The 21,627-nt window shown below is 41.6% G+C and carries 18 protein-coding genes; 3 read left to right on the top strand and 15 right to left on the bottom strand.

Annotated elements, in window-relative coordinates:
- Positions 1-40 precede the first annotated feature (40 nt).
- Positions 41-937 (top strand): helix-turn-helix domain-containing protein, encoded by an 897-nt coding sequence (locus tag ACYRYY_RS00370; protein WP_460213502.1) that lies wholly within the window; start codon positions 41-43, stop codon positions 935-937.
- Here the strand turns inward: ACYRYY_RS00370 and ACYRYY_RS00365 are convergent.
- From ACYRYY_RS00365 to tnpA, 6 genes are all read right to left on the bottom strand, one after another.
- Positions 932-1,528: an ATP-binding cassette domain-containing protein gene (locus tag ACYRYY_RS00365; RefSeq protein ID WP_460213501.1), complete on the bottom strand. Its 597-nt coding sequence runs from the start codon at positions 1,526-1,528 to the stop codon at positions 932-934. The genes ACYRYY_RS00370 and ACYRYY_RS00365 overlap by 6 nt on opposite strands.
- Positions 1,495-2,268 (bottom strand): ABC transporter permease, encoded by a 774-nt coding sequence (locus ACYRYY_RS00360; protein WP_460213500.1) that lies wholly within the window; start codon positions 2,266-2,268, stop codon positions 1,495-1,497. The genes ACYRYY_RS00365 and ACYRYY_RS00360 overlap by 34 nt, the downstream gene beginning before the upstream one ends.
- Entirely contained in the window at positions 2,249-3,157 is a 909-nt protein-coding gene (locus ACYRYY_RS00355) for an ABC transporter substrate-binding protein (RefSeq protein ID WP_460213499.1), read from the bottom strand. The genes ACYRYY_RS00360 and ACYRYY_RS00355 overlap by 20 nt, the downstream gene beginning before the upstream one ends.
- On the bottom strand, positions 3,154-4,125 hold the full coding sequence (locus tag ACYRYY_RS00350; RefSeq protein WP_460213498.1) for a methyltransferase domain-containing protein: 972 nt from the start codon (positions 4,123-4,125) through the stop codon (positions 3,154-3,156). The genes ACYRYY_RS00355 and ACYRYY_RS00350 overlap by 4 nt, the downstream gene beginning before the upstream one ends.
- Position 4,126: 1 nt before the next feature.
- Positions 4,127-6,181, bottom strand: coding sequence for a TonB-dependent receptor (locus ACYRYY_RS00345; RefSeq protein ID WP_460213497.1), 2,055 nt, complete (start codon positions 6,179-6,181; stop codon positions 4,127-4,129).
- A 185-nt stretch (positions 6,182-6,366) separates the two neighbouring features.
- Positions 6,367-6,795, bottom strand: coding sequence for an IS200/IS605 family transposase (gene tnpA / locus ACYRYY_RS00340; RefSeq protein ID WP_460213496.1), 429 nt, complete (start codon positions 6,793-6,795; stop codon positions 6,367-6,369).
- 194 nt (positions 6,796-6,989) lie between these two features.
- Between tnpA and ACYRYY_RS00335 the strand changes: the two genes are divergently transcribed.
- Both ACYRYY_RS00335 and ACYRYY_RS00330 read left to right on the top strand, forming a co-directional pair.
- Positions 6,990-8,177, top strand: coding sequence for an MFS transporter (locus ACYRYY_RS00335; RefSeq protein WP_460213495.1), 1,188 nt, complete (start codon positions 6,990-6,992; stop codon positions 8,175-8,177).
- A gap of 20 nt (positions 8,178-8,197) precedes the next feature.
- Positions 8,198-8,845, top strand: coding sequence for a cytochrome c3 family protein (locus ACYRYY_RS00330; RefSeq protein ID WP_460213494.1), 648 nt, complete (start codon positions 8,198-8,200; stop codon positions 8,843-8,845).
- 216 nt (positions 8,846-9,061) lie between these two features.
- On the opposite strand, the gene ACYRYY_RS00325 is transcribed toward ACYRYY_RS00330, so the two are convergent.
- From ACYRYY_RS00325 to ACYRYY_RS00285, 9 genes are all read right to left on the bottom strand, one after another.
- On the bottom strand, positions 9,062-9,958 hold the full coding sequence (locus ACYRYY_RS00325; protein WP_460213493.1) for a SphA family protein: 897 nt from the start codon (positions 9,956-9,958) through the stop codon (positions 9,062-9,064).
- 15 nt (positions 9,959-9,973) lie between these two features.
- Positions 9,974-11,506, bottom strand: coding sequence for an FAD-dependent oxidoreductase (locus tag ACYRYY_RS00320; protein WP_460213492.1), 1,533 nt, complete (start codon positions 11,504-11,506; stop codon positions 9,974-9,976).
- A 217-nt stretch (positions 11,507-11,723) separates the two neighbouring features.
- Positions 11,724-12,383 (bottom strand): response regulator, encoded by a 660-nt coding sequence (locus ACYRYY_RS00315; RefSeq protein WP_460213491.1) that lies wholly within the window; start codon positions 12,381-12,383, stop codon positions 11,724-11,726.
- A 9-nt stretch (positions 12,384-12,392) separates the two neighbouring features.
- Entirely contained in the window at positions 12,393-13,838 is a 1,446-nt protein-coding gene (locus tag ACYRYY_RS00310; RefSeq protein ID WP_460213490.1) for a PAS domain-containing sensor histidine kinase, read from the bottom strand.
- A gap of 192 nt (positions 13,839-14,030) precedes the next feature.
- Positions 14,031-15,743, bottom strand: coding sequence for a LuxR C-terminal-related transcriptional regulator (locus ACYRYY_RS00305; protein WP_460213489.1), 1,713 nt, complete (start codon positions 15,741-15,743; stop codon positions 14,031-14,033).
- A gap of 183 nt (positions 15,744-15,926) precedes the next feature.
- Positions 15,927-16,544, bottom strand: coding sequence for a 4Fe-4S dicluster domain-containing protein (locus ACYRYY_RS00300; RefSeq protein WP_460213488.1), 618 nt, complete (start codon positions 16,542-16,544; stop codon positions 15,927-15,929).
- Between the two features lie 13 nt (positions 16,545-16,557).
- The gene (locus tag ACYRYY_RS00295; RefSeq protein ID WP_460213487.1) at positions 16,558-19,440 is read right to left on the bottom strand and encodes a molybdopterin-dependent oxidoreductase; all 2,883 of its coding nucleotides are present in this window, start codon (positions 19,438-19,440) and stop codon (positions 16,558-16,560) included.
- Between the two features lie 13 nt (positions 19,441-19,453).
- Complete coding sequence (locus tag ACYRYY_RS00290) at positions 19,454-19,918, bottom strand: hypothetical protein (protein WP_460213486.1); 465 nt, start codon at positions 19,916-19,918, stop codon at positions 19,454-19,456.
- An 11-nt stretch (positions 19,919-19,929) separates the two neighbouring features.
- Positions 19,930-21,366: a hypothetical protein gene (locus ACYRYY_RS00285; RefSeq protein WP_460213485.1), complete on the bottom strand. Its 1,437-nt coding sequence runs from the start codon at positions 21,364-21,366 to the stop codon at positions 19,930-19,932.
- Between the last annotated feature and the right edge of the window lie 261 nt (positions 21,367-21,627).

Below are 21,627 nucleotides of genomic sequence, written 5' to 3'. Positions count from 1 at the left end.
CGATAATTACACAAAAGCTACATAAGGGTGAAGAAAAAACATGCTGAATCTGGCAAATGAATATTCACTGGATAACAGTAGGAAGTGGCTTCTTTTAAACGGTGCTGATACCAGTGGTAAAATTCTCCGCAGCACTGTTGCCGAAGGTGTAAGCTATACACACAGCACAGCTTTTGCGTCCTCTTCTGCTGAGTCTGTCTTTGAGGAGGAAGGAAGCATAGCTAACTTTGTGTTTATCCTTGAAGGTGCCTTTGGTCTCAAAGCAGGCAGAACAAGCCGCTGGAAGGAGCTTTCAGGAGGGTCATCCTACCTTTTTTACACAAAGGATTCAGAAATACACAGGAAGCTCTATTCCGGCTGCAAGGCAGAAGCTGTCATAATTAAACTTTCTGAGACAGCCTTGGGCGGACTACTTAATGATACCGGAAAGTCCGTTAAAAAATCTGACCCAAACAATATAGAGCAGTTTAAATGTTTTTCACCTTATACAAAATATATGTGCAGCAAAATCATTTCATCCGGATACCGAGGTCTGACAGGTAAAACAATGATTCATGCCTGGATTCTTGAACTCCTGATGGAAACGTTTATGGCTGATGGCATAACAGTTAATTCAAAAGACAAAAGAACAGCAGAAGAGATAGCCGCATTTATAAAAGCGACCCCGGAAACAGGCTACAGCCTGCATGAGCTTGCAAAAAGTGCTGGCATGAGTCATACAAAGCTGTGCAGGATTTTTAAGGAAGTTTTCGGAATAAGTGTTTTTACCTTCATACGGAAGGAAAAGCTTAATCTGGCGGAAAAATATCTAACAGATACAGATATGAACATAACAGAAATTGCCTACTCGACAGGGTTCAGCTCGTCAAGCCACTTTTGTGCCTGCTTCTGCAAGGAAAAAGGAGTACCGCCCAGAGAATACCGGAAAAAGCTATAAAGAAACGACTTCCGCAGAAAGCATATCAAAATCTTCATCATGGTGACTCACAAGAACCACAGAAGACTCCGTGTTCTGCATATACGCCTTCAAGACATCAATCAGGTGTTTTTTAGTTGCGGAGTCCTGACCGCTGAAGGGTTCATCAAGCAGCAGTAAATCCGGCTCGTATGCCAGGGCTCTGGCAATTGCAGCTCTGCGTGCCATACCACCGGAAAGGTTTTCAGGATACATATCGGCGCATTTATCAAGCAGAACGGACTCAAGCGCCCCGTAAGCTTTCTTTTCCGCATCTTTCTTTCTCATATAACGAATAAGAGGCAGCGCAGTATTCTCAAGAAGAGTAACCCACGGTAAAAGCCTATGCTCCTGAAAAACATACCCTAATTTATTGTATGAGAATTCGGCTGTCCCCTCAGTATGCTTTTCCAGTCCCGCAATAGTACGCAGCAAAGTGGTCTTCCCTTTACCGCTTTTGCCAGCGATACCGGTTACACATCCTCTTTTGATCTCAATACTGAAATTTTCCAGTATATTCTTTTCTCCCATGCGTACTGTTATGCCGCAGAGTTTGCAGATGTTTTTTTCCATCCCGTACGTCTCCTAAGAATTTTCCTTATTATATTTTCACCAAGCCACACGAAACCGAATGAGATAAGCACACATCCGTATAATGTCGGCATGTCGAGCCTTGCTCTGGAAATCCCAAGCACATAGCCGAGCCCTTCACCGGCTCCCATAACCTCTGCGAGTATCACAAGGCGCATGCTGTTACCGGTCGTAACAACAAGCGAAGCTGTCAGCGCAGCATAAACGGCAGGCAGGTATATATACTTCAGGCGCATAAGAGAAGAAAACCTGTAAACAAATGCCATCTCCGTATATGTTTTGTCGCACTTCACCATGCTTTCAGCAATATTCACATAAACCGTAGGCACGATAAAGACCGTGCTTAAAACAATGACCATAACACTGCCCATTCCAAACCAAAGCATTGCAAGAACAGTGGCAACCACAGCAGGAATACTTGTCATCAGCCTGCGTGAAGGCTCCAGAAAATCCATAACAGGTTCAAATCTTCCGGCTAGGACTCCCAGAAAAAAGCCGCATAAGGACCCGAGCATAAGGGCAAGAACAGTCCGCATTATGCTTATACTCAGATGCTCCTTAAGAAAAACCGGATCGCATATCATACGCCACGCAGCCCCAAACGCTTCAACAGGAGATGCCATAGTGATGTCGCTCATAAATACTGATGCTGTCTGCCACAGCCCGATGAGGGCAGCTCCGCCTATGAGCCTGTATGGTTTGTCAGTAAGCCTTGACAGCATGTTTCCCCATCAGACTGATAAAATTATTAAGATTGCTGGAACCGTCTTCAAGTGTTTTAAGCCTGTCTGTGTTGCTGCTGAGGAGCCTGCCGGTACTTTTCTTATCCAGCGAAGGAAAATAACGGATGAAAGCGCTGACTGCCGCCTCATCGCTCTTCTTGCACTGTTCAAAATAGCTTCCGTAATATTTCATGAAAATTTCATCAGTTTCTTTTCCGGTGGAGAAACCGGAAATTACATTCAGCACAAGAGGAGGATTGCCGTTATACTGCCTGTTCCATTCATCCTCAACGGATAATGAGTAATAAAGAGGCACAAGCCCTTTTCTGGATGAAGAGATGTCTTTGACTGTGCCGGCCACAGGCTCAGGAAGCATAACGGAGCCTGCCTTTCCGGTCATAACAAGCTGCGCAGAGTTTACAGCACCCCCGGCAGAGACTATTTTTACATCTTCAGTGCTTAAACCTCTTTTGGCAAGCAGCATCCCAAGCATTATTTCAGGCATATCACCACGAAAAGGCAGAGCAACAGTTTCCTCTCTCAAATCGTCCAGACTCATTTTCTCTTTTCTGCCCATAAACCAAAGCTGGCTTCCCTCCACTGTGAACATGGAGGACATATCTCTGACAGACTTATTCAGACGGACATATTCCAGAGTGCTGATAAGTGCGTAAACCTGTTTTCCGGATGAAATAAGCGCTCTGTACTGATCCGGTGTATTCCATGGTATAAACTCCGCATCAAAGCCGTTCGTTTCAAACAGCTTATCTTCTGCCATCATAATCATTGGACATGTGCCGAAAACAGCAGTACCTGTAAGTATTATTTTATCTTTGCATTCGCCTGATGCTGCTGAAATAAGTATTATAAATGCTACAAGAAACCTCATATTTTCACCGCAGTTATCATATCCGCCACACCACCTATTGAGGTCACAGTCTGTACCGAAAGCAGTTTAAAGCTGGCGCCGGTAAGTGCATTTTCTATTTCACCTCTGCTAAAAGAAACATCCGAGCCGTTCATAGCCACCCCAACTCTGCCCAAAATGACCTCATATGGCTCTGTTCTCTCGTTATAGAGCCCTTCATGCAGGGAGATAAAATATCCGCCTTTTTTCAGGGCAGAAAACGCCTTTGAAGCAATATTATTAATATCATCCGCATAATAGAGTGATCTGCTCGCCCATATAAGGTCGTATTCTCCTCCGAAATCTATGTGCGAATAGCTCCCTTTAATATATTTACACGCAGGAGAAAACCCTTCTGCCAAATCCGCAACAGGAGGCAGATCGAGAAGCGTCAGGTTTATCCCCTCGTGTCTTTTCAGAAATTCTTCAAGGATAAGGCATGGTCCTCCTCCAAGATCCAGAACATCACGAAAACTTTCTGCTTCATTGAGAGAGTCCAGAATGTCGGCAACATTTTCTGAAACAGCTCTTTGAAAAGGAATGAGTGTATCTATAGAGTTTTTCCATATGTTTTCATCAGCCAGATTAAGTTTTTGTCCGCCGTTTTCTTTCAAGAAAAGCGGTATGTTATCAAGGTTTTTAAGCCTTCGCTCCCCAAGAGAAAGCAAAAGACTGCCCTGATAAAGCTCCTGACCGCTTTTTAAGTATTTTTCCGATAAGTCACTGTTCCTGTATTGACCGCAAAATTTCCTGAGATAACCGCATGAAACAAGGGCATCAAGATACAAAGCAGTCTTTGAAATATTTGTGCCAAGACAGTGTGAGATATCTTCATCTGTTACCCATTTTTCTGTAATATCAAACAGTTTCATACGCACGGCGGCTTCCAGAAGAAGCCACCTTATGCACCCGTTCATTTCGTTTATCAGATTGCTGTAAGCATCTGCCATGTCAAAACCTGTAATCCAGACTGATACCGTAAGTTCTCGGTGCGGAGTCTTCAACAACGGCAACAGCACGCATCATTGAGCTGCCCTCGTAGTATCTTTCGTTAAACAGGTTATCACACCACAGTGAAACCGTATATCGGTCTGACTCGTAGCCTATTTTTGAATTAACAATGCTGTAAGCATCTTCTTTCAGCATATTTGCTCCGTCGTGGTAGTAAGCTCCGTTAAATACGACATCGCTGTTCCAAAAAATGCCGTATCTGCTGTGGTAGGCAAAACCTGCGGAAATGCTGTATTCAGGAACATAGGGAAGCTCTTTTCCGCTATAGTCATATGTAGTTTCCTGACCTGTTATCATGCTGTATTCTGTGTACATCCAGTCGTCGGTTTCAGCTTTTGTAACCCCGGCTGATGCAAAAAGACGAAGTTCGGATGTTACTACAGCATCAAATGAAAGCTCCGCCCCGTATGAGTGGGCCTTTGCCGCATTATCTATCTTCATGTTTCCCATTTCACCCGGAACAACCTGACTCACCTGTTTGTCTTTCATGTCCACATAAAACAGCGCACCGGAAAGCTTGTATTTTCCACTTTGAAATGAACGTTTGAAACCCAGTTCGTAGTTGTATGTCTCCTCATCGTCATAGAGAAGGCTCTCATCAGAAAACGCAAAGTTGTAGCTTGCGCCGCCTGACTGATAACCTTTACTAAATGAGGCATAAAGAATACCTTTCTCTGTGAGATAGTTTAATGAGGCTTTCGGAAGAACTTGAAAGGAGTCATGCTCATCGGAATATTTAGAGGAAACTGTTTTAAATTTCCTCTTCATATCCGCATCAAGCCATGTCTGCTCAAGCCTTAAGCCAAGATCCATGAAAAACTTTTCCGTAATTTCAGGTGAAACCTGACCGAAAACTGCCAGATTTTTGTTTTTAATATCTGTTTTTCTTCTGTCCTGTATGCCTGTCTTATCAAAAAGAGCATCTGTTTTCTGGGTATAGGCATAAACACCGCCTATCCATCTCAAGCCGCTTTGGTCGGATGAAAGCCTGATCTCTTCGCTAAAAGCATTATCATCAATGTCAAGAACACTCAGACCCTGTGCAAGAGGAGAACCCTCAAAATCTTTTTCAAAACGTCTGGAATAATCAGTGTACCCGGTGATTGATACAAGCTCAACTCCGCCGAAATCATACTTCATCTGAAGGCTGTTGACTGAGCCGCTGTAATCCTGAGTGTATTTATCATTATAGTTAATTGTATAAGCAGAGGTTGAGTTCAGCCCTTCTTTTATTCTGAATTTCCCTTTTGCGTCATCCGCATCAAAATAGTATGACGAAAAATAAATTTCAGATGCAGCAGAAGGAGTGAAACGAAGCTTCAGAGCAAAATCCTTTCTGTCCAGCTCACCTGCTTTTTCGTCATTATTATAAAGATTTTTGAAGTATCCGTCAGTTTTTTCACCCTTAGCTGAAACACTCAGAAATAATCGGTTTTCAATAACAGGAGCAGATGCGGAAGCTCTGTACTTAATTCCATATGGGCTGCTGCTTTTATCGTATATATAGTATTCTCCCCCGGCACTGAAACGCATATCATTATCAGGTTTTCTGGTGATAATACTTATTGCCCCCGATTCTGTATTACGGCCGTAGAGCGTCCCCTGTGGGCCTTTCAAAACCTCAACTCTTTCAGCGTCTATTAGTTCCGGCTGCTGCATAAAAAGAGTCGGCATAGCCACACCATCAACAAATATTCCAGCGGAGCCTGTAAGTGTTGTCACAACAGGAGCAACACCCCTTATAACCGGAAGATTGCCTATATTGTCGGATTTCAGAAAAAAATTAGGGGAAAAGCGGGAAATGTCTTTGAGATCACTTATATTCTTTTCCTCAAAATCCAAACGGGTGAAAACATCCATTGTTACAGGAACCTCATTTTCATCCTGCTCAAATTTCTGAGCGGTAACAGTCACAGTCTCAAGAACTATTTGTTCAGCTGCGTACAACTGCGCCGACAAAAGAAAAAAAGAACAAAGAAAAAGTATTTTTTTCATTATACATCCTCACAAAATTGATGAAGACGCATTAAACTAATTTAGAGATATAAAAAATATCAAATGCGTAAATTTTTATATCATTTCCATAAATTTCATAAGTTTCAGTTTCCGGTTGCAGTATTTAATAGATACCCCCGGGTAAACCCGGGGTTCTATGCTTTCGCCATGCTATCGCATGTTTTTTACAGCTCAATCTTGAGCTGTCCTGAATCCTGTTGCCCTTGCATTTCGACGTAATTTTTAATTACGTCTTCATTCAAACCAATACTGCTAACGAAGTAGCCTGGCGACCACACTATATTTTCATTCCAGTATACTTTTTCTAACCAATCAAAAAATTTTCGCATACGGGAAGCCAATTGGCTTTTTAATCTACCCATAACATCTGAAATACTATATTTGGGAGGAATAATTATAACCATATGCAAATGATCTAAGTCAAAGCCAATGGCTTCTATTTCAACGCCAGGCATACTTCTCAATAAACTGGGCAACGTTTTACGAATATAAGAACAGACACCAGGCTTCAGGATCTTTCGACGGTATTTACAAACCCAAACTACATGATATTTCAAGTAATAAGCACTGTGAGAGGTCTTAATGATTTCCATAGAAAAGTATACCGTCGAAAGGCTCATTCATCCACGCTTAAAAGCGTGGTGTTCTGTCTTCGACCGCATAAAAATAAGGACATATGAAGATTTTCAACTGTGTCGCCTAAGTAAATTCCCCCATATTTTTAAGTGCTTTCACTGATTCTAACTATGACTCCCACCGTTTATCATAAGCATAAAGAGGAAGCTTTATGCGCACAGAAAAATATGGAATGTTTATTCAACTTTTTATAATTAATTTTCTAATTACGTTCGCATTCAGCGTCAATGATTCTCTATTTTCACTCTATATGGGAGATATTAACATGAACGCTGCAGCCATGGGAGCAGCGTTTGCATTTTATTCTCTCTCTAAAATCATCCTTAGCCCGTTTTCAGGGAAAATGCTGGATAAATTCGGTTTTTACAAAATTTTGAATGCAGGTCTTCTCGCATATCTTGCAGTATCATGCTCATATTTCTTTTTTATTGATCAGACAGTAATCCTTATCACAAGAATTATTCAAGGCGGGGCATGCGCCTTGTTCAGACCTGTGATCCATTATTCTATAGGTATTAACAGCAGAAAGGAAACGCAGGGCAAAACACTGAGCATATTTGATATGTCTTTTTATACAGCACTTGCTGCAGCACCTTTTTTCGGAGGAGTTCTCAGAAATGCTTATGGTCACAGCTCTGTGTTCCTTCTCATGTCTGCCGTAAGTTTCGCTGCGCTGGTTATAGGGGCATTGTCCGGCAGCAAAGCGATAAAAGGAAAGATACACTCCACAGCCCGCTGCGGAGTATCCTTGGCTCACTGTACTCCTCTTTTATTTTATATTTTTTGGAGAGGATGGTGCATTTCCTCTGTTGTGGTTCTTCTGCCAGTGTATCTCAAAAAGACGGGGTTCAGCGATATAACAGCAGGTCTGATAATAAGCATATCATCTTTATTCTTTGCTGTATCTCTGCCTTTAGCCGGAGTTCTGGCTGATAAAAAAGATAGAAAAAGACTAATAGGCTCCGGCGGAATTTTATCCGCTTTGTTACTTATTGTCCTTGTCCAGACCGCCGAGTTCAGTGTCATAGCATTTCTGGCGGCAGCTTACGGTATATCCGGTGCAGTGTCTCAGTCTGCCTGCTCAACAGAGCTGATAAGAAGCACGAGATCTGAATATCTGGGCAGTCTGCTTGGACGCTTCCACTGCATACTTGGCTCAGGGGCAGCCTGCGGAGCATTTTTCAGCTCTGTTTTATCCTCTCAATACAGTGCAGCAAAAACAGTAGCGCCAGCATGCGTTTTAAGCATATGCGCATCGGTTTATGTTTTTTATTCGGGAATAAAGCATGAGAAAAAACAATTCATACAAAAAGCAATTAAAGCTCAGGCTTGCGAATAAATAGGAACAGGAGAGAAAAAATGAGATTTACTAAGACATTATCAACTGCTGCATTCATTACTATAAGTGTTTTTTCAGCATTTGCCGACAGCGGTTTTCAATGCGCATCATGCCATGAAAAACCATCAGATGTGCTGCAGTCAAAGCATATTCAGGTACAAGACTTTCAGAGTTGCTTTTCATGCCATATTGAAGACAAGGAATTTAAGTTAAGCAATACTTTGCATTCAGCCCATTTTACTCACATGGATATTGATAATACAGCCTGTGTATCATGCCATATTGAAGAAAATGGAACTATAAGAGTAGATACAAAGAATAACTTCACTGCTGATACTGAATCAGCGCTGACAGCATTTAAAAGCTTTTACCAGACAGGAACACTGGCAAATTCGCACAAAAATGCAGGATTATTCTGCGATGCCTGTCATAAAGCATATGATTATGATGAAGCAGACTCTATGTCATCCAAGTGTGTAAACTGCCACGGAAGCTACGAGGAACTTGCAAAGATCACAGAAGACACTGAATACGATGCCAATCCACACAAGTCGCACTACCCTACACTAGCATGTACAAAATGCCACTCAGCGCATAGTCAGTTTCAGGATTTCTGCTCTAAATGCCATCAATGGAACTACAGCTGGAAACAGAAAGTAAATAAATAACTGCAGAAAGTTTGCTTGGGATTTTCCTCCCCTTTGCAAAACTTTACCAACTGCTTGCCGGTCGGCTGAAATGCTGACCGGATTTTTTTACTTAACAAATGATAGATAACTAAAAGACCGCATAATAAAATTATGCGGTCTTTTTTTATACCTGCAATGAGGCATTCAGAATACTGTGCGGACTATTTTCAGTCCGCACCATAATAAGAGGATAACCTAGAAGGAATATATAAGCTTAAACCAGAGTTTGTCACCTTCCGGACGGTTTTTAACCATCATTTCCTGCTGATATTTCAGAGACATTATCAGATTATCCTTCTGATACATTATCTGGGGTCCCGCAGCCAGAACCTGACCTTTGTTATTCTCCACAGATGCTCCGTTCACTTCATCATCTGTAATTTGCTTGTAGTAATATCCACCGAGTCCCAGAGCAAAGTTGTTCTTATGAAATGCCAGCGTATAATCAACATGGAACTCCTGCCCTGACAGGTAATCAGTATCCTTATTTTCGGTGTTGTAGTCGTACATAAATTTTCCGGATACTTCAAAACCGCTGTCGCTGATGTAAGTGAGACCTATGGCAGGCTCTATTGTAATATAGTTTCGTCCGAGGTTAGCTATATCGTTTTTGTCATAGTCACCTGTCGGAAGCATAAAGTCCAACCCGAGCGCCGCATGAAAATTTTTAGAATGCCATGACAGGAAGGTACCAACATCTATATCACCTATGCCGGTTTTTTCATCTTTTCCCGCCGGACTTGTTACTTCCATGTGCATCACAGGCACAAGTCCCTGAATTCCCCAATAACCGCCAAAAAACTGTTTCTGGGTGGTGTATACCAGTCTGAAAACGTTTACAGACGCCCTGACTTTAAAATCCATGGGGATTTCATCACCGTTATTGTCCATAAATTTATCAGCAGAGTAAGTTGTAAGGTAATCCACAAAATGCAGTCCAGGAGGTGGAACCGCACCGGACATAAACCCTTCTGCTCCATTGGGATAAGCCCCACCGCCCCCTTCTGTCGCATACGCACTGAAGAGCGGTGACACAAGAGCAAACACTGCCATACAAAGGAATAATATATGTAATTTTTTTAACGCATACATTTTATCTCTCCCTGATTATTTCATTTTTGAATATTCAGCAGCTTTTGCACCTGCTATCCGTCCGGATGTTGCTGCAAATGAATAAGCCGCCCCTGATGTCCAAAGGGTGTAGGTATCACCGTGAAGTCCGCCAACATCCATACCAGTTACATATAGTCCCTCAATGGGTTTGTCCTGTTTATCAGTCGCCTGCATGTCATTATTAACCTTTATTCCCCCGTAAGAGACAAAGTGATAAGTCTTCATCCTGAAAGCATAAAACTTCCCTTTTTTCACATAAGGCATGCTGTTTGGATCTCTTGCGAATTCTTCATCAAAATTGTGTTCTTTATAATAATTGAAATCATCTATGGTCTTTTTCAGCCTTTTCGGTTCAACATTGATCTTAACGGCAAGCTCCTCCACGGTATCAGCAATGGCTATCTCCTGATTACCTGCATCCAAAGCTGTCTGAAGTTCCGCACGTATATTACTCAGTTTAGTGCCCACAGGAGTAAGAACACCTGCTCCGGTTACTACTCCTTCTTTTTCTGCACGGGTCACAGCGTCTTCATCAATAATTGACCATACAAAGCTGTCTCTCTGCCCTTCAACAACATTCCCAGCCAGTGAAAAGTTATGAATAACTGTTTCATCTGTAAATCTTTCGCCGTATTTATTCACCCATAAACCGGGCTCCCATGAAAGCGCAAATATAGGTCCAAAAGGAGCCATACCGGGCCCGAGAATTCCGGGAGTCAGCATCAGCCCGAATCCGCCGGCATCAGCACCAACTTCCATTGCCATTGATATACCATCTCCGGTTTTTCCGAGAGGAAGAGCAGCTTTAACTTTTGCAGGGTCAAATTTTGTCCATTCAGCTATTTTCTCTTCACTGTTAGGGAATCCGCCTGTGGCAATAATAACTGCTTTTGCCTTGATGATAACTTTGTTACCTTTGGGATCAACAGCTTCAATGCCCTTCACTTTTTTACCATCATAAATAAGCTTGTGCCCCGGAGTACCATACATAATCTTTACTCCGAGTTCGTTTGCTCTGGTTACCATAGTATGAATAAGCGCTGCTCCATGTTCCAGATTGCCCTTGCTTCTGACAAGGTGCCAAACCTGTGGTTCTGCCGGCGACACTCTGAAAACATCAAACTCAACTCCCTGCTCTTTAAGCCATTCAATTGTTTTTGTTGATTCTTTCAGAGAAAATCTGAGAAGTTTCTCATTAATTCGGAAATGGTGATTAAAATCCATGGCATGCTTGAATGCCTCTTCCGCAGTAACATCCACATAAAGCCTTTTCTGCTCAGGAGTCCCCACAGCAAACAGACCTTCGGCAAAGTTAGAACTTCCCCCCGGCATTTCCTGTTTTTCCAGAGCAATAACCTTTGCTCCGCTCTGGGCTGCGGAAACTGCGGCAGCAACACCCGCTCCACCCACTCCAACAACCACTACATCAGTTTCATACATGCGGTCTTTGGCATACACAGATACCGAAAACAGCAAAGCCGCGGTCATGATTGAAACCGATGTCAGCTTTTTGAATAAACTCAGCATTTTGTCCTCCTTTTTGTTTTGATTCATATCTCTCACAGCGGCAATATTCCGCTTCAGAAACTAACCTATAGCTCTGCAGCGGTTATATGAATCGGGAGGGATGCTGTTTATCAGGGAAATTTTCCACGAAGAGGAGTTATGTTTATGACTGTGGGCCAATGGTGTAAATCCCCGATAGAACATCGGGGATTTACTGATAATTTAAAAAAGATACGTTTTATGAAATAATATTATGGGAAAGCATCCACTTTACAGCATACTGGTTCAGCTCAGAAGCTGATTTAAGATTCAGCTTATGTTTTATGTTATCTTTAAATGTTTCAATAGTTTTTACGCTTAAATTCAAAGTATCTGCTATCTGGCGTGTCCCCATACCGCTTCCAGTGAGATGAAACACCTGAAACTCTCTCTCACTAAGCAGTTCAACAGAATCCTGTTCTTCCTGAGGTTTGAAATTCATCGCTTTATGAAGAAAAAACTCCATCATTTTCTCACTCAGATATATTTTCCCTTCAAGAATTTTGCGTATAGCCCGGAGTATTACCTCTGGTTCTTCACTCTTCATAACATAACCGGATGCCCCGGTTTTTATACACCTTTCAGCAAATATAAGTTCATCGTGCATAGAAAAAACAAGGATCAGGATATCCGGTTTGCATGACTTCATACTGGCAATAAGATCCATGCCGTTCATACTTTTTAAAGAGAGATCCAATATCACGATATCCGGCATAAATTCATTAACCATACGTACGGCGGATGTTCCATCATCAACACCACATAAAAGCATGTCTTTTTCCTGAGTAATCATTCCGGAAAGCCCTTCTCTGACCACCGCATGATCATCTATTACAATAACTTTGTATACTTTGTTCATATCATCACCCTAATGCTTTAACGGCAGCGTAACCTTCACAGCTGTGCCTTTTGTTTTATCGGAAACAACGTTGAATTCGGCATTTATCATTAATGCTCTGTGCCTCATTATCTTCAGCCCCATTCCGCTGCATCCTTTTGTTATACAGTCAATTCCCTTACCATTATCCGCAACGGACAATATGATATTACTGTTTACGATTTTCAGTTCGACTTCCAATTCAGAACATTTGCTGTGCTTTACTGCATTACACATTGCTTCCTGTGCAATATAAAAGAGATGAATAGCAGCATTGTAGTCGTTAATACAAACAGGAGAAGGACAGCGGAATACGGACTTTATTTGATATAAGTCAGCAAGATTATCGGTATGAAAAGCCAAAGCTGCCATTAAGGCAGTGGGTTCATCGCTAACCGGACACAGACCTTTTATCAGACGTCTCATTATTTCCTGTGCTTTTTTAGAATATTCAAGAACACGGGCAGCATAAACAGATTCGTACTGAAACCTGTCTTTAATCTCCTGAGCCGATGCCGCAGCTAAGAAAGCTACACCGGTAAGAACCTGACCGAGACTGTCGTGCATATCATTTCCTATTTTTTTTCTCTCTTCACTTCCCATATCCATGAGCTTGATTTCAAGATTCTTCCGTTCTGTGATATCAATTATTACCAGAACAGCCCCGTTCAGCTCACCAAGGTTTCCAAATACAGGATGCGAAATAAAAAGAAAAAATTTATCCCTTATCTTAATTTCTGCAGATTCTTTTTTATTAGTTTTAAGAGTGGCAAAAACAGGGCATAAACGGCATCGTCCTTCATCTGTTTTTTCATGACATACAGAACTGCCGGATGAAAAATCACACATTCCTTCAATTTTGCTTATGTTATTGCTTGTCCATATAATATTCATATCAACTGAAAAGTAGACTATGCACTCGTTCATAACATCAAGAATAATTGCTTTCTCCCGCTCAGTCTTCCGCAGTGACTCCATCATTTTAAGCTTTTCAGTGATGTCCAAACCAAGACCGACACCGTGTTGATACTTTCCGTTATCATCATAGACGGCCCTTGCATTAATCAGCATAGAGATAATTGAACCGTCTTTTTTATATATTTCTACTATTTCATCCTTCGCATATCCCTTTTTCTTGAATTCAGGGAAAATGCGTTTGTACTGAGCCATACCATCCACAAGGATATCAGCAAAGCTTTGCCCCAGAAGCTCTTCACGGCTGTATCCAAGGCAGGTTTCAATTCCGCTGTTGACATCTTCAATTATATTGTTTTCATCAAGATAGAATTCGCAAAGAGGCAGATCACTAAAAATCATCCTTTTGCTTATCTCTGATTTGACAAGATCTTTGTGGGTTGCCTTAAGAGCTTCCAGCTCCTGCTCAAGTCTGGCTATTGTTTCCCTTGACCGTCGCAGTTCATCATGAACTTTCTGCATATAAACCTCAGCAGTATATAAAATAAATTAACAGTGACCAGCAGCGGTTGAGAGTACCGCCTGTTTGATTGATATGTATTGTAAGAGATATGTTATCTAATTAATAATCCTGTTAAGTACAAAAATCAAGCTGCCTTAAAGCAAGCTTTATAGATTTAGCATTATGTTCTTTTGTCCGTGAGAGAAAAAAACTTATAAATTTTCAAAATATTTGTTTTTTACATAAAATACTTTCTCCATATTCTGAATATGTCGTATATATGCAGTAATCCCCATTTGTTTTTTATTTAAATCAAGTTTTTTTCTTATATTTCTACGATGTGTCTGAACAGTGTATTCGCTTATACACAAAAAAGCGGCTATCTCCTTAGTAGTCTGCCCTTTAACAACCATTTTAAGAACCCTTTCTTCAGCCTGTGAAAGCTTGCTGAGAATCTCTATATATGCATCTGAATATTCATTATCACTTGAAATATCAGATAACACTCTCAGTTTTTTGCATATTTTGTGATAACATTCATATTTTTCATTTTCAAAATCAGTTGTATACATTCTTTTTAACAAAGGAATAAATTCTTTTTCAAAGTCTGAAAGAAAAGTTACCCGAAAGTCTTCGTTTTGCTGTTTTATAGTCTCAATAATATTTTTTAACGCTATATTCTTTTCTTCAACAACCCTTTTCTCCCATACAAGAGCCTGTTCGACTTTCTTTAATTCGCTTATATCCTTAACTGATAAACAGCAATAATTTACATCTCTCAACAAAAATTTATTTAATGAGATATAAGCATGAATCTCTCTCTGCGGAAGCATTAGCTTGCACTCACCAGCCCACTTATCACCATTTTTTAGCCTATTAAATGTCTGCACTAAATGTTTGTTTAGATATAAAAACTCATGAATAATATTCTGCAAGCTTTCGTTGTCGCACCCTTTATTTATTTTAAATAATTCACAAGCACTGTGGTTGATTTTGTTAAGCTTTTCTCCGTTTTCAAATACAATCAGAGCTTCGCCTGTTGTAAAGAAAACTGATTCAAAGAATAATTTTTCATCAAAAAGATCCTGAGTTTTCTCATAAACTTCACATTCAAGATTATTTCTGTACTCAACTGTAGAAGTGATATTTGTCATAGAAAAGAGATATTCTCGCTGACCAAAATAATCATCCCCTAAAAACTTGATCTTTAACTCAAAATATTTATTATTGCCTAAATCAATTTCAGTATCGTTATAATTATCAATAAATTGATTCACAGAACAGTTTTCAAGATTTAGAAGTTCAGTAATTTTTAATGATGTAATTTTTTCGCCAAAGAATGCTTTCCCCTTTAGATTATGCTGTGTAATATAGCCATCTGCATTAAACGTGAGTACAATATTGTGTACAGAATCAAGAATATTCTGAATTTTACATTTTGCGACGGAAAGTTCCGCGGCATTTTCCAGCAATTTACATGATATATCATTCTTGATATTATCATCCCACTCAGAAATAATTACAGTTTCTCCGAAATTAAACTTATCAATCACAGTTCTTAATATTTCAAACTTAAAACCATCCTGCTCATTACTTTCAATTATGAGTTTTATTAATGAGTTATACATTTTTTTAAAAGCACTCATATACATACTCAGATTGACCCCTCGCATGTGGTGTCTTCGGGCCATATCAACAAATTCAAACAATGCTTGATTTTTATTTATACACTCACTGTAATTGTAATCAGTTTTTAAATCCAAGTCTGATTCAAGAAAATCAAGTATTATGGATACCGCCTTGTCAGCATCCTTTTTCCTTGAAGTTGAAAGAGATGAATAGCTTTCTTTGTCTAAATCATCAATAAGTGAAGAATAAAACTTATTTAAATTTGACATAATAAATTTCCGTATTGTTTTGCTCATCTCGAACCTCCAGAATAAAATATAATAAATGATATAAGACTTAGTACAGAGGCATATCCAGCTTACACCAAATATGCAGCAGTCGTTGTATTAACTAATTTAATTCTTTTTATGTATTTTTCGAGTTTTTTAAAGAGCAGCCGCTTATATATGTAAGCGACTGCTCTTTGGCTATTATGGTTTCTAGTTCTTTGGTTTAAAGAAGATGGAGGGTACTGTATCTCCTGAAGTAAGGGTATTACCGTTGATATCTCTTGAAGAATCGGGCATACCTACAGCGGTTCTTATCGCAGTGGGATATTTTGCACTGATCTCTTCCACTGTGCCGAAGTCAAGCGCTCTCTGAGGGCAGGATGCCACACAGGCAGGCACGAGACCATCGTCAAGCCTGTCCCAGCAGAAAGTACATTTCTGAACAGGGTGAGCTACCGCCCAGCTTGCTTTCTTAACAGGTTCGGACTCATCGTCTCCGAACTGAGGAGCGCCGTAAGGGCACGCTACAGCGCAGGAGCGGATGTTCTGGCATTTGTCACGGTCTACTATGACTATACCGTCCTCTTTTCTCTTATAAATTGCACCAACGGGGCAAGCCGCCGTGCAGGCAGGGTTTGCGCAATGGTTGCAGGAAAGCACAAGGTTGAAAATCTCTACATCAGGGAAAGACCCGCTTTCTGTTACACTGAGTTTTCTCCAGCTTGCTTTGCCGGGTTTAACTCCGTTCCAGTCTTTACAGGCTACAACACACGTATTGCAGCCCATACATCTATTCTGATCAAAATAAAATGCCATCTGTTTAGCCATGGTATCCCTCCGTCTATCCTTTTCTTATATTAATGCGAGTGTCGGCACCTAAAGTCATACCCTGACATATCCTCGCAGGACGAAGTTTTGTGAGAACATTGATAGCTCCTCCGATATCAGGTTTGCCGTCAGCATTATCACCATTAGCCCAGCCGCCTTGTCCCATTGCAGGCCAGCCTGCTCTTACTCTCTGAGTCACAACTGCAGTTGCATATATACTGCCTCTCGGACTTTCAACAATTACCCTGTCACCGGTAAGAATACCTTCAGCAACAGCATCTGCAGGGTTAATCCATATAGGCTCATAAACATTATTGTCCCAAACTTCTCCAAGCTCACGGTCAGGATCAAGATACGCACTATTACCGTCTGAATCTTTTTTGAAAACTTCATTAATATATGCATTATTGCAGTGTGTAGAGTGAGAACGGTAATAGATGTGCCATCCATTAAGGCAATATGGATAATCAGTTTTGTAACCTTGTGGATCTTCTGCAGAGCCATCTGCAAAAGAACCTTCAAGCATAGGAATAACCATAGGAATAGCATAAACAAATTTCCCTGTTGTTTTCCCATCGTGAAGTGGGCCATCAAGAGTAACTCTTGCATCATCATTATCGTAAAACCTTGCTTCATAATCCTCAACCATCGCCTGAGAATAAATCTCAAATTTTCCGGTTGGGGTATAAAGAGCATTAACTTCAGGTTTGGCTCTGAATGCAGCAAGAGGGTCGGTCGTACCGTATGACGAATCCATATGGAAAAGACCTTTCTCTTTCCACTGTTCGTAAGTCATCCCTGCATTATAAGCATTAAGCAACGGTTCTATTGCTTCTTTTCTCCAGTCGTCAACAGTTTTCCCCTCAGTATATTCACTAAGAACACCTAGCTTATCAGCGATTTTCGCAACTATATCATAATCAGGCAATGCTTCACCGAGAGGTTCCACTGCTTTATTCATACATATTAGTGCATCGCCGGTAAGCCAGCCTGAGCAGGCACCTTCTTTCTCAAAAGCAGTAGCAGCAGGAAGAACATAATCAGAAAATTTTGCTGATGCTGTCATAAACTGGTCAGCAGTTACAATTAACTCTACATTATTTCTGTCTTTAATAATCCCAGAAACCGTATTGTAGTCACCGCATTGATTAACAAGCACATTTCCGCCAAAATTAAGTATAGCCTTCATTGGAGTGGGAAAGTTTTTAACCTGTCCATCATTCCACATTGATTTCCCAGTTCCACCGTATTTGGCTATATCCGGCCAGAGAAATACAGGATAGGACGATCTGGTTACAGCAGGAGTATATTCAGGAGCTGTGAGCTTGTTTAAATCATATATACCTGTAAAATCCGCATATGCGTTATTTGTTCCGGTAGGAAATGTAACACCGAAAGATAGCGGCTGTCTGTCGCCAAACACTCCGACATGTCTTCCGGGTTCGCCAAAGTTTTTGGTTATGACTCCAAGAGTATAACCATTCAGGGGTAATTGTTCACCTTCAGACTGCCTCTGAAAACCACCGCCAAACCATATTGTTACTTTCTTTTTTGCAAAAATTTCAGCAAACTCTCTTATTTTAGCTGCCGGTATTCCACAAATGGACTCTGCCCATTCAGGAGTTTTGGCAACTTTACCATATGCTGAAACAAGTGCATCCTTAAGGTTGTCATTGGGGTCATATGCGTTGTAGTTGTTATAGCCTATCTGTGAGGGATAAACAGAGATATCTCCGTTAAGTCCGGCCAAAACAAGTCTGTTGTCCGTTCCCATTATATAAGCACTTAAGGAAGAGCCGTCAGGGACAATGTATTCAGTATTTCTATCAACATCTGCATGGTAGGTTGTTGCTATTGCAGGATATAATGTGAAAGCTGTATCGTCAAAAAAACCATGGGTGTATTTCAGAATAAATTCCGCATCCAACCATGGATCTGTTTTCAACGAACCATCGCTATTCCATGTGTTTACGATTAATTCGTGCATAATAGCCTGTACCAAGGCAGCATCCGTTCCGGGAACGACTGCTATGTGTTCACTGGCATGGGATACAACAGTTTGAGAAACTCGCCCGTCAACAACAAAGACCTTTGTGCCCTTTTCTTTAATTTGCTGCATATACCAAGCTGTATTTGTCCCCCATATACTTTCTGCAAAATTTCCGCTCCAAATAAACAGTACATCCGAGTTAAAAGCATCTTGTCTGGATTTTCCCGGAGGAAAATAAAAATTTTGCCCGAAAAAGAACCAACTTGTATGTTCAAGTGAAGGCCAGCTGTAGTCATTACGGTATACCATCTGTCCGCCCATGAGATTAAGCAGACGTGATGCACAGGAAGCAGCACCTGCAACTTCCGAACCATCGCCTGAAGCATAATGAGCTGAAAAAGATTTTGCGCCATACTGATCTTTAAGGCTGGTAAGTTTAGCAGCTATTTCAGTTGCGGCCTCTTCCCATGAAATCCTGACAAAACCATTAACATCTCCCCTTTCCCCGGTCTGTTTCAGGGGGTGAAGCACACGGTCATTACGATAAAATCTCTGAGTATTCGACCGGCAGCGTATACATGCTCTCATCTGAGGCAAATCTTCGTTTTCACCGTTGACTATATTCAAATCGGGTGTTTCATCGGTGACAAATCTTTTGATTACGCCGTCTTTAACATACGCCTTTGTTACGCAGCGTCCGCCGCAGTTGTGGGGTGCAGCACCCACTACCACTGTTTCTGTTATCGCGGGTGCAGAGGGACGGTTTTCCTCGTCCTCTTCCATGTATGTTTTTCCGCCGTCACCGGAGCCGCCGCAGCCGTAAACTGCTGCTGTCGCACCTACTGCGCTCACTCCCTTAAGGAAATCACGGCGGGTTACCTGATTAAGTTTATCTTTAAGACTCATATTATCCTCCTTACTAGTATGCGTTAGGCGCGTGCGCCGTTTTGTGGCATACAAAGCATGTGTTGTCCTGCACAGGGTAGTGGCAGTTGTTACAGTGTCTCTGAAGGCTTGCTCCCGAACCGCCCCAGCCGGGTCTGTGGTCCGCAGGGGGAGTTACGCTGTGACACTCTATACAGCTGTCTTCCTTATGGCAGGTCGTACATGAACTTCTGTCCCATCTCGCCTCAAGTCCGTGACCTTTCTTCGTCCACGAAGGCGTATGGTTTCTCGGAGATACCTCCTGATGACATTGGATACAGCTAACCTGATCTGTATGGCATTCAAGGCATTCCTGCTTGTTTACCTTACTCGCTGAACCGTGTCTGTTCATCCAGGACATGTCATGACTGGAGGGTTTATTGGATTCCACGGCAAAGGCATACATCGCTATAAGCAGCATACCCATTACCATAGAGAGTACAGTTATCTTCGCTTTCATAAATCTCCTCCCTAGAAAATAATGTTAGCCCACAGCTCTGCCGTGTAGTTCTTGTCAAGACTGGAATCAACATCATCATAGAATTCTGTGTCTTCCATGCTCAAGTCAGCCATAAGGCTTAAGTACTGCACAGGCTGATACTGTCCGCCGACATAGTAGCTTCTTACGGAGTCCTTCCTCTTGTCGTTTACGTAGTCATACTCGTAACGGTTAAAGGAGGTTCCTGCCCAGACATCCATAGTGCGTCCTACTTTCTGGCTTATCTGAACACCGTACTGAAGACGCTCGTTGTCGTTGGAGTCCGCTGTGTTCTTGATGTCCCAGTAGTCTACACTGAACGATATGTAAGTGTTCTCTGAAGGGAGTCCGAAAATGTCGAATTTACCTTTGATTCTCGAATAATCACGGTTGTCGAAGTTCTCTTTACCGCCCACTGCCTTAGCCTCATAGGCGAGACCAGCTGCGAAGTTCTGAAGAAATGACTGATAAACTGCCGCTTCATACTTGTTGTACTTGCTTGCAGCAAGAAGAGTGTTCGTCAGAGGGTTCACTACGTAAGAGTTATCGTAGTCAACCTCGTCAAGAAGACCCTCATACTTCAGGGTGACGATAGTGCCTGTGGCTGCTACTTCATACACGCCTTCGGCGTTCACTGTGGCTGCGTCATTCAGAAGCGTGTACTCAAGAACAACATTACCGTTAGGGATAGCCTGATCAACTCTAAGCTTAGTGTAGTCGTCTTCTATGTCTGTTACATCAAGACGGACATACTCGGCGCCTATCTTAGTTGCTTCCATCACCTTTACATTGATTCCGCCGCCGAAAACAGTGTCGTCATCAATATCGTAATAGTAGCTTACGGGCTTGCCTCCGAAGGCATAGACCTCAACCATATCACCGAGTTTCACTGAAGCGTCTGCTCCGTCAAGCTGGAAGGTGTTCTGGTGGGAAAGATAGAAGCGTCCTACGTTGAGGACTGTGTTCTTGATTACGCCGTCGAATTGGGCGTAGCCGTGGTAAAGTCTCGGAGCCCAGTCATCGTAACCAAGCTGGGTATCAAGAGCGTCACGGTGATAATAATAGTAATCATCGCCCCAGCTCTTCTTGTGGTCTCCGTCAATGTCATCAGCGAATCTTGCGAAAGCGGCAAATCTTACTGTACCGTCTCCAAGCTTAACTGAATCTGTGTGGACTCTCAGATACTGATAAAAGTCCTGATCGTCTGCGTAGTCGTTTGTACGCAGTCTGTAGCGTGACGTCAGCGTGAGGTAGACCTTAGTGTCGTCTGTAAGACCTATACCTTCGTAGCTCTCCTTAAACTGTCCGGGAGAGACCTGCTGCGTCCAGCTGTCCGGCGTGTTTGACGCGCCGTTCTCAAATGCCTGTGCTCCAACTGCAATGAAAAGCAGCAGACACGCAAGCATAGAACTAACCGACAGGTAGCGCATACTTCCTCCTTAATGGGAATAAACATCTGTACAATGCTCTATAAATATTATTGTTTTTAAAAAGATAAATTAGAACAGTGAATCAAATACGAAAATAAGTGATTATTCAGGTATAGAATACTTAATAAAAAATAGAACCATGGAAAAACTCAGAGTTTTATATCAACGCATGCTCTTTTACAACTTTTCTATGGAGATAGCTCATTCATCTACGCTTAAAAGCTTAGTGTTCTATCAACAAACGCATAAAAAAAGGCGTTG

The organism is Geovibrio sp. ADMFC3 (assembly GCF_054687035.1).
This window is presented reverse-complemented; position numbering and strand designations above follow the sequence as displayed.

Excerpts from the sequence above, each read along its gene's own strand:
- ACYRYY_RS00315 (WP_460213491.1), bottom strand. The coding sequence starts at position 12,383 with ATGAACAAAGTATACAAAGTTATTGTAATAGATGATCATGCGGTGGTC.
- ACYRYY_RS00310 (WP_460213490.1), bottom strand. The coding sequence starts at position 13,838 with ATGCAGAAAGTTCATGATGAACTGCGACGGTCAAGGGAAACAATAGCC.
- ACYRYY_RS00285 (WP_460213485.1), bottom strand. The coding sequence starts at position 21,366 with ATGCGCTACCTGTCGGTTAGTTCTATGCTTGCGTGTCTGCTGCTTTTC.
- ACYRYY_RS00320 (WP_460213492.1), bottom strand. The coding sequence starts at position 11,506 with ATGCTGAGTTTATTCAAAAAGCTGACATCGGTTTCAATCATGACCGCG.
- ACYRYY_RS00325 (WP_460213493.1), bottom strand. The coding sequence starts at position 9,958 with ATGTATGCGTTAAAAAAATTACATATATTATTCCTTTGTATGGCAGTG.
- ACYRYY_RS00365 (WP_460213501.1), bottom strand. The coding sequence starts at position 1,528 with ATGGAAAAAAACATCTGCAAACTCTGCGGCATAACAGTACGCATGGGA.
- ACYRYY_RS00370 (WP_460213502.1), top strand. The coding sequence starts at position 41 with ATGCTGAATCTGGCAAATGAATATTCACTGGATAACAGTAGGAAGTGG.
- ACYRYY_RS00335 (WP_460213495.1), top strand. The coding sequence starts at position 6,990 with ATGCGCACAGAAAAATATGGAATGTTTATTCAACTTTTTATAATTAAT.
- ACYRYY_RS00305 (WP_460213489.1), bottom strand. The coding sequence starts at position 15,743 with ATGAGCAAAACAATACGGAAATTTATTATGTCAAATTTAAATAAGTTT.
- ACYRYY_RS00345 (WP_460213497.1), bottom strand. The coding sequence starts at position 6,181 with ATGAAAAAAATACTTTTTCTTTGTTCTTTTTTTCTTTTGTCGGCGCAG.
- ACYRYY_RS00355 (WP_460213499.1), bottom strand. The coding sequence starts at position 3,157 with ATGAGGTTTCTTGTAGCATTTATAATACTTATTTCAGCAGCATCAGGC.
- ACYRYY_RS00290 (WP_460213486.1), bottom strand. The coding sequence starts at position 19,918 with ATGAAAGCGAAGATAACTGTACTCTCTATGGTAATGGGTATGCTGCTT.
- ACYRYY_RS00350 (WP_460213498.1), bottom strand. The coding sequence starts at position 4,125 with ATGGCAGATGCTTACAGCAATCTGATAAACGAAATGAACGGGTGCATA.
- ACYRYY_RS00360 (WP_460213500.1), bottom strand. The coding sequence starts at position 2,268 with ATGCTGTCAAGGCTTACTGACAAACCATACAGGCTCATAGGCGGAGCT.
- ACYRYY_RS00300 (WP_460213488.1), bottom strand. The coding sequence starts at position 16,544 with ATGGCTAAACAGATGGCATTTTATTTTGATCAGAATAGATGTATGGGC.
- ACYRYY_RS00330 (WP_460213494.1), top strand. The coding sequence starts at position 8,198 with ATGAGATTTACTAAGACATTATCAACTGCTGCATTCATTACTATAAGT.
- ACYRYY_RS00295 (WP_460213487.1), bottom strand. The coding sequence starts at position 19,440 with ATGAGTCTTAAAGATAAACTTAATCAGGTAACCCGCCGTGATTTCCTT.
- tnpA (WP_460213496.1), bottom strand. The coding sequence starts at position 6,795 with ATGGAAATCATTAAGACCTCTCACAGTGCTTATTACTTGAAATATCAT.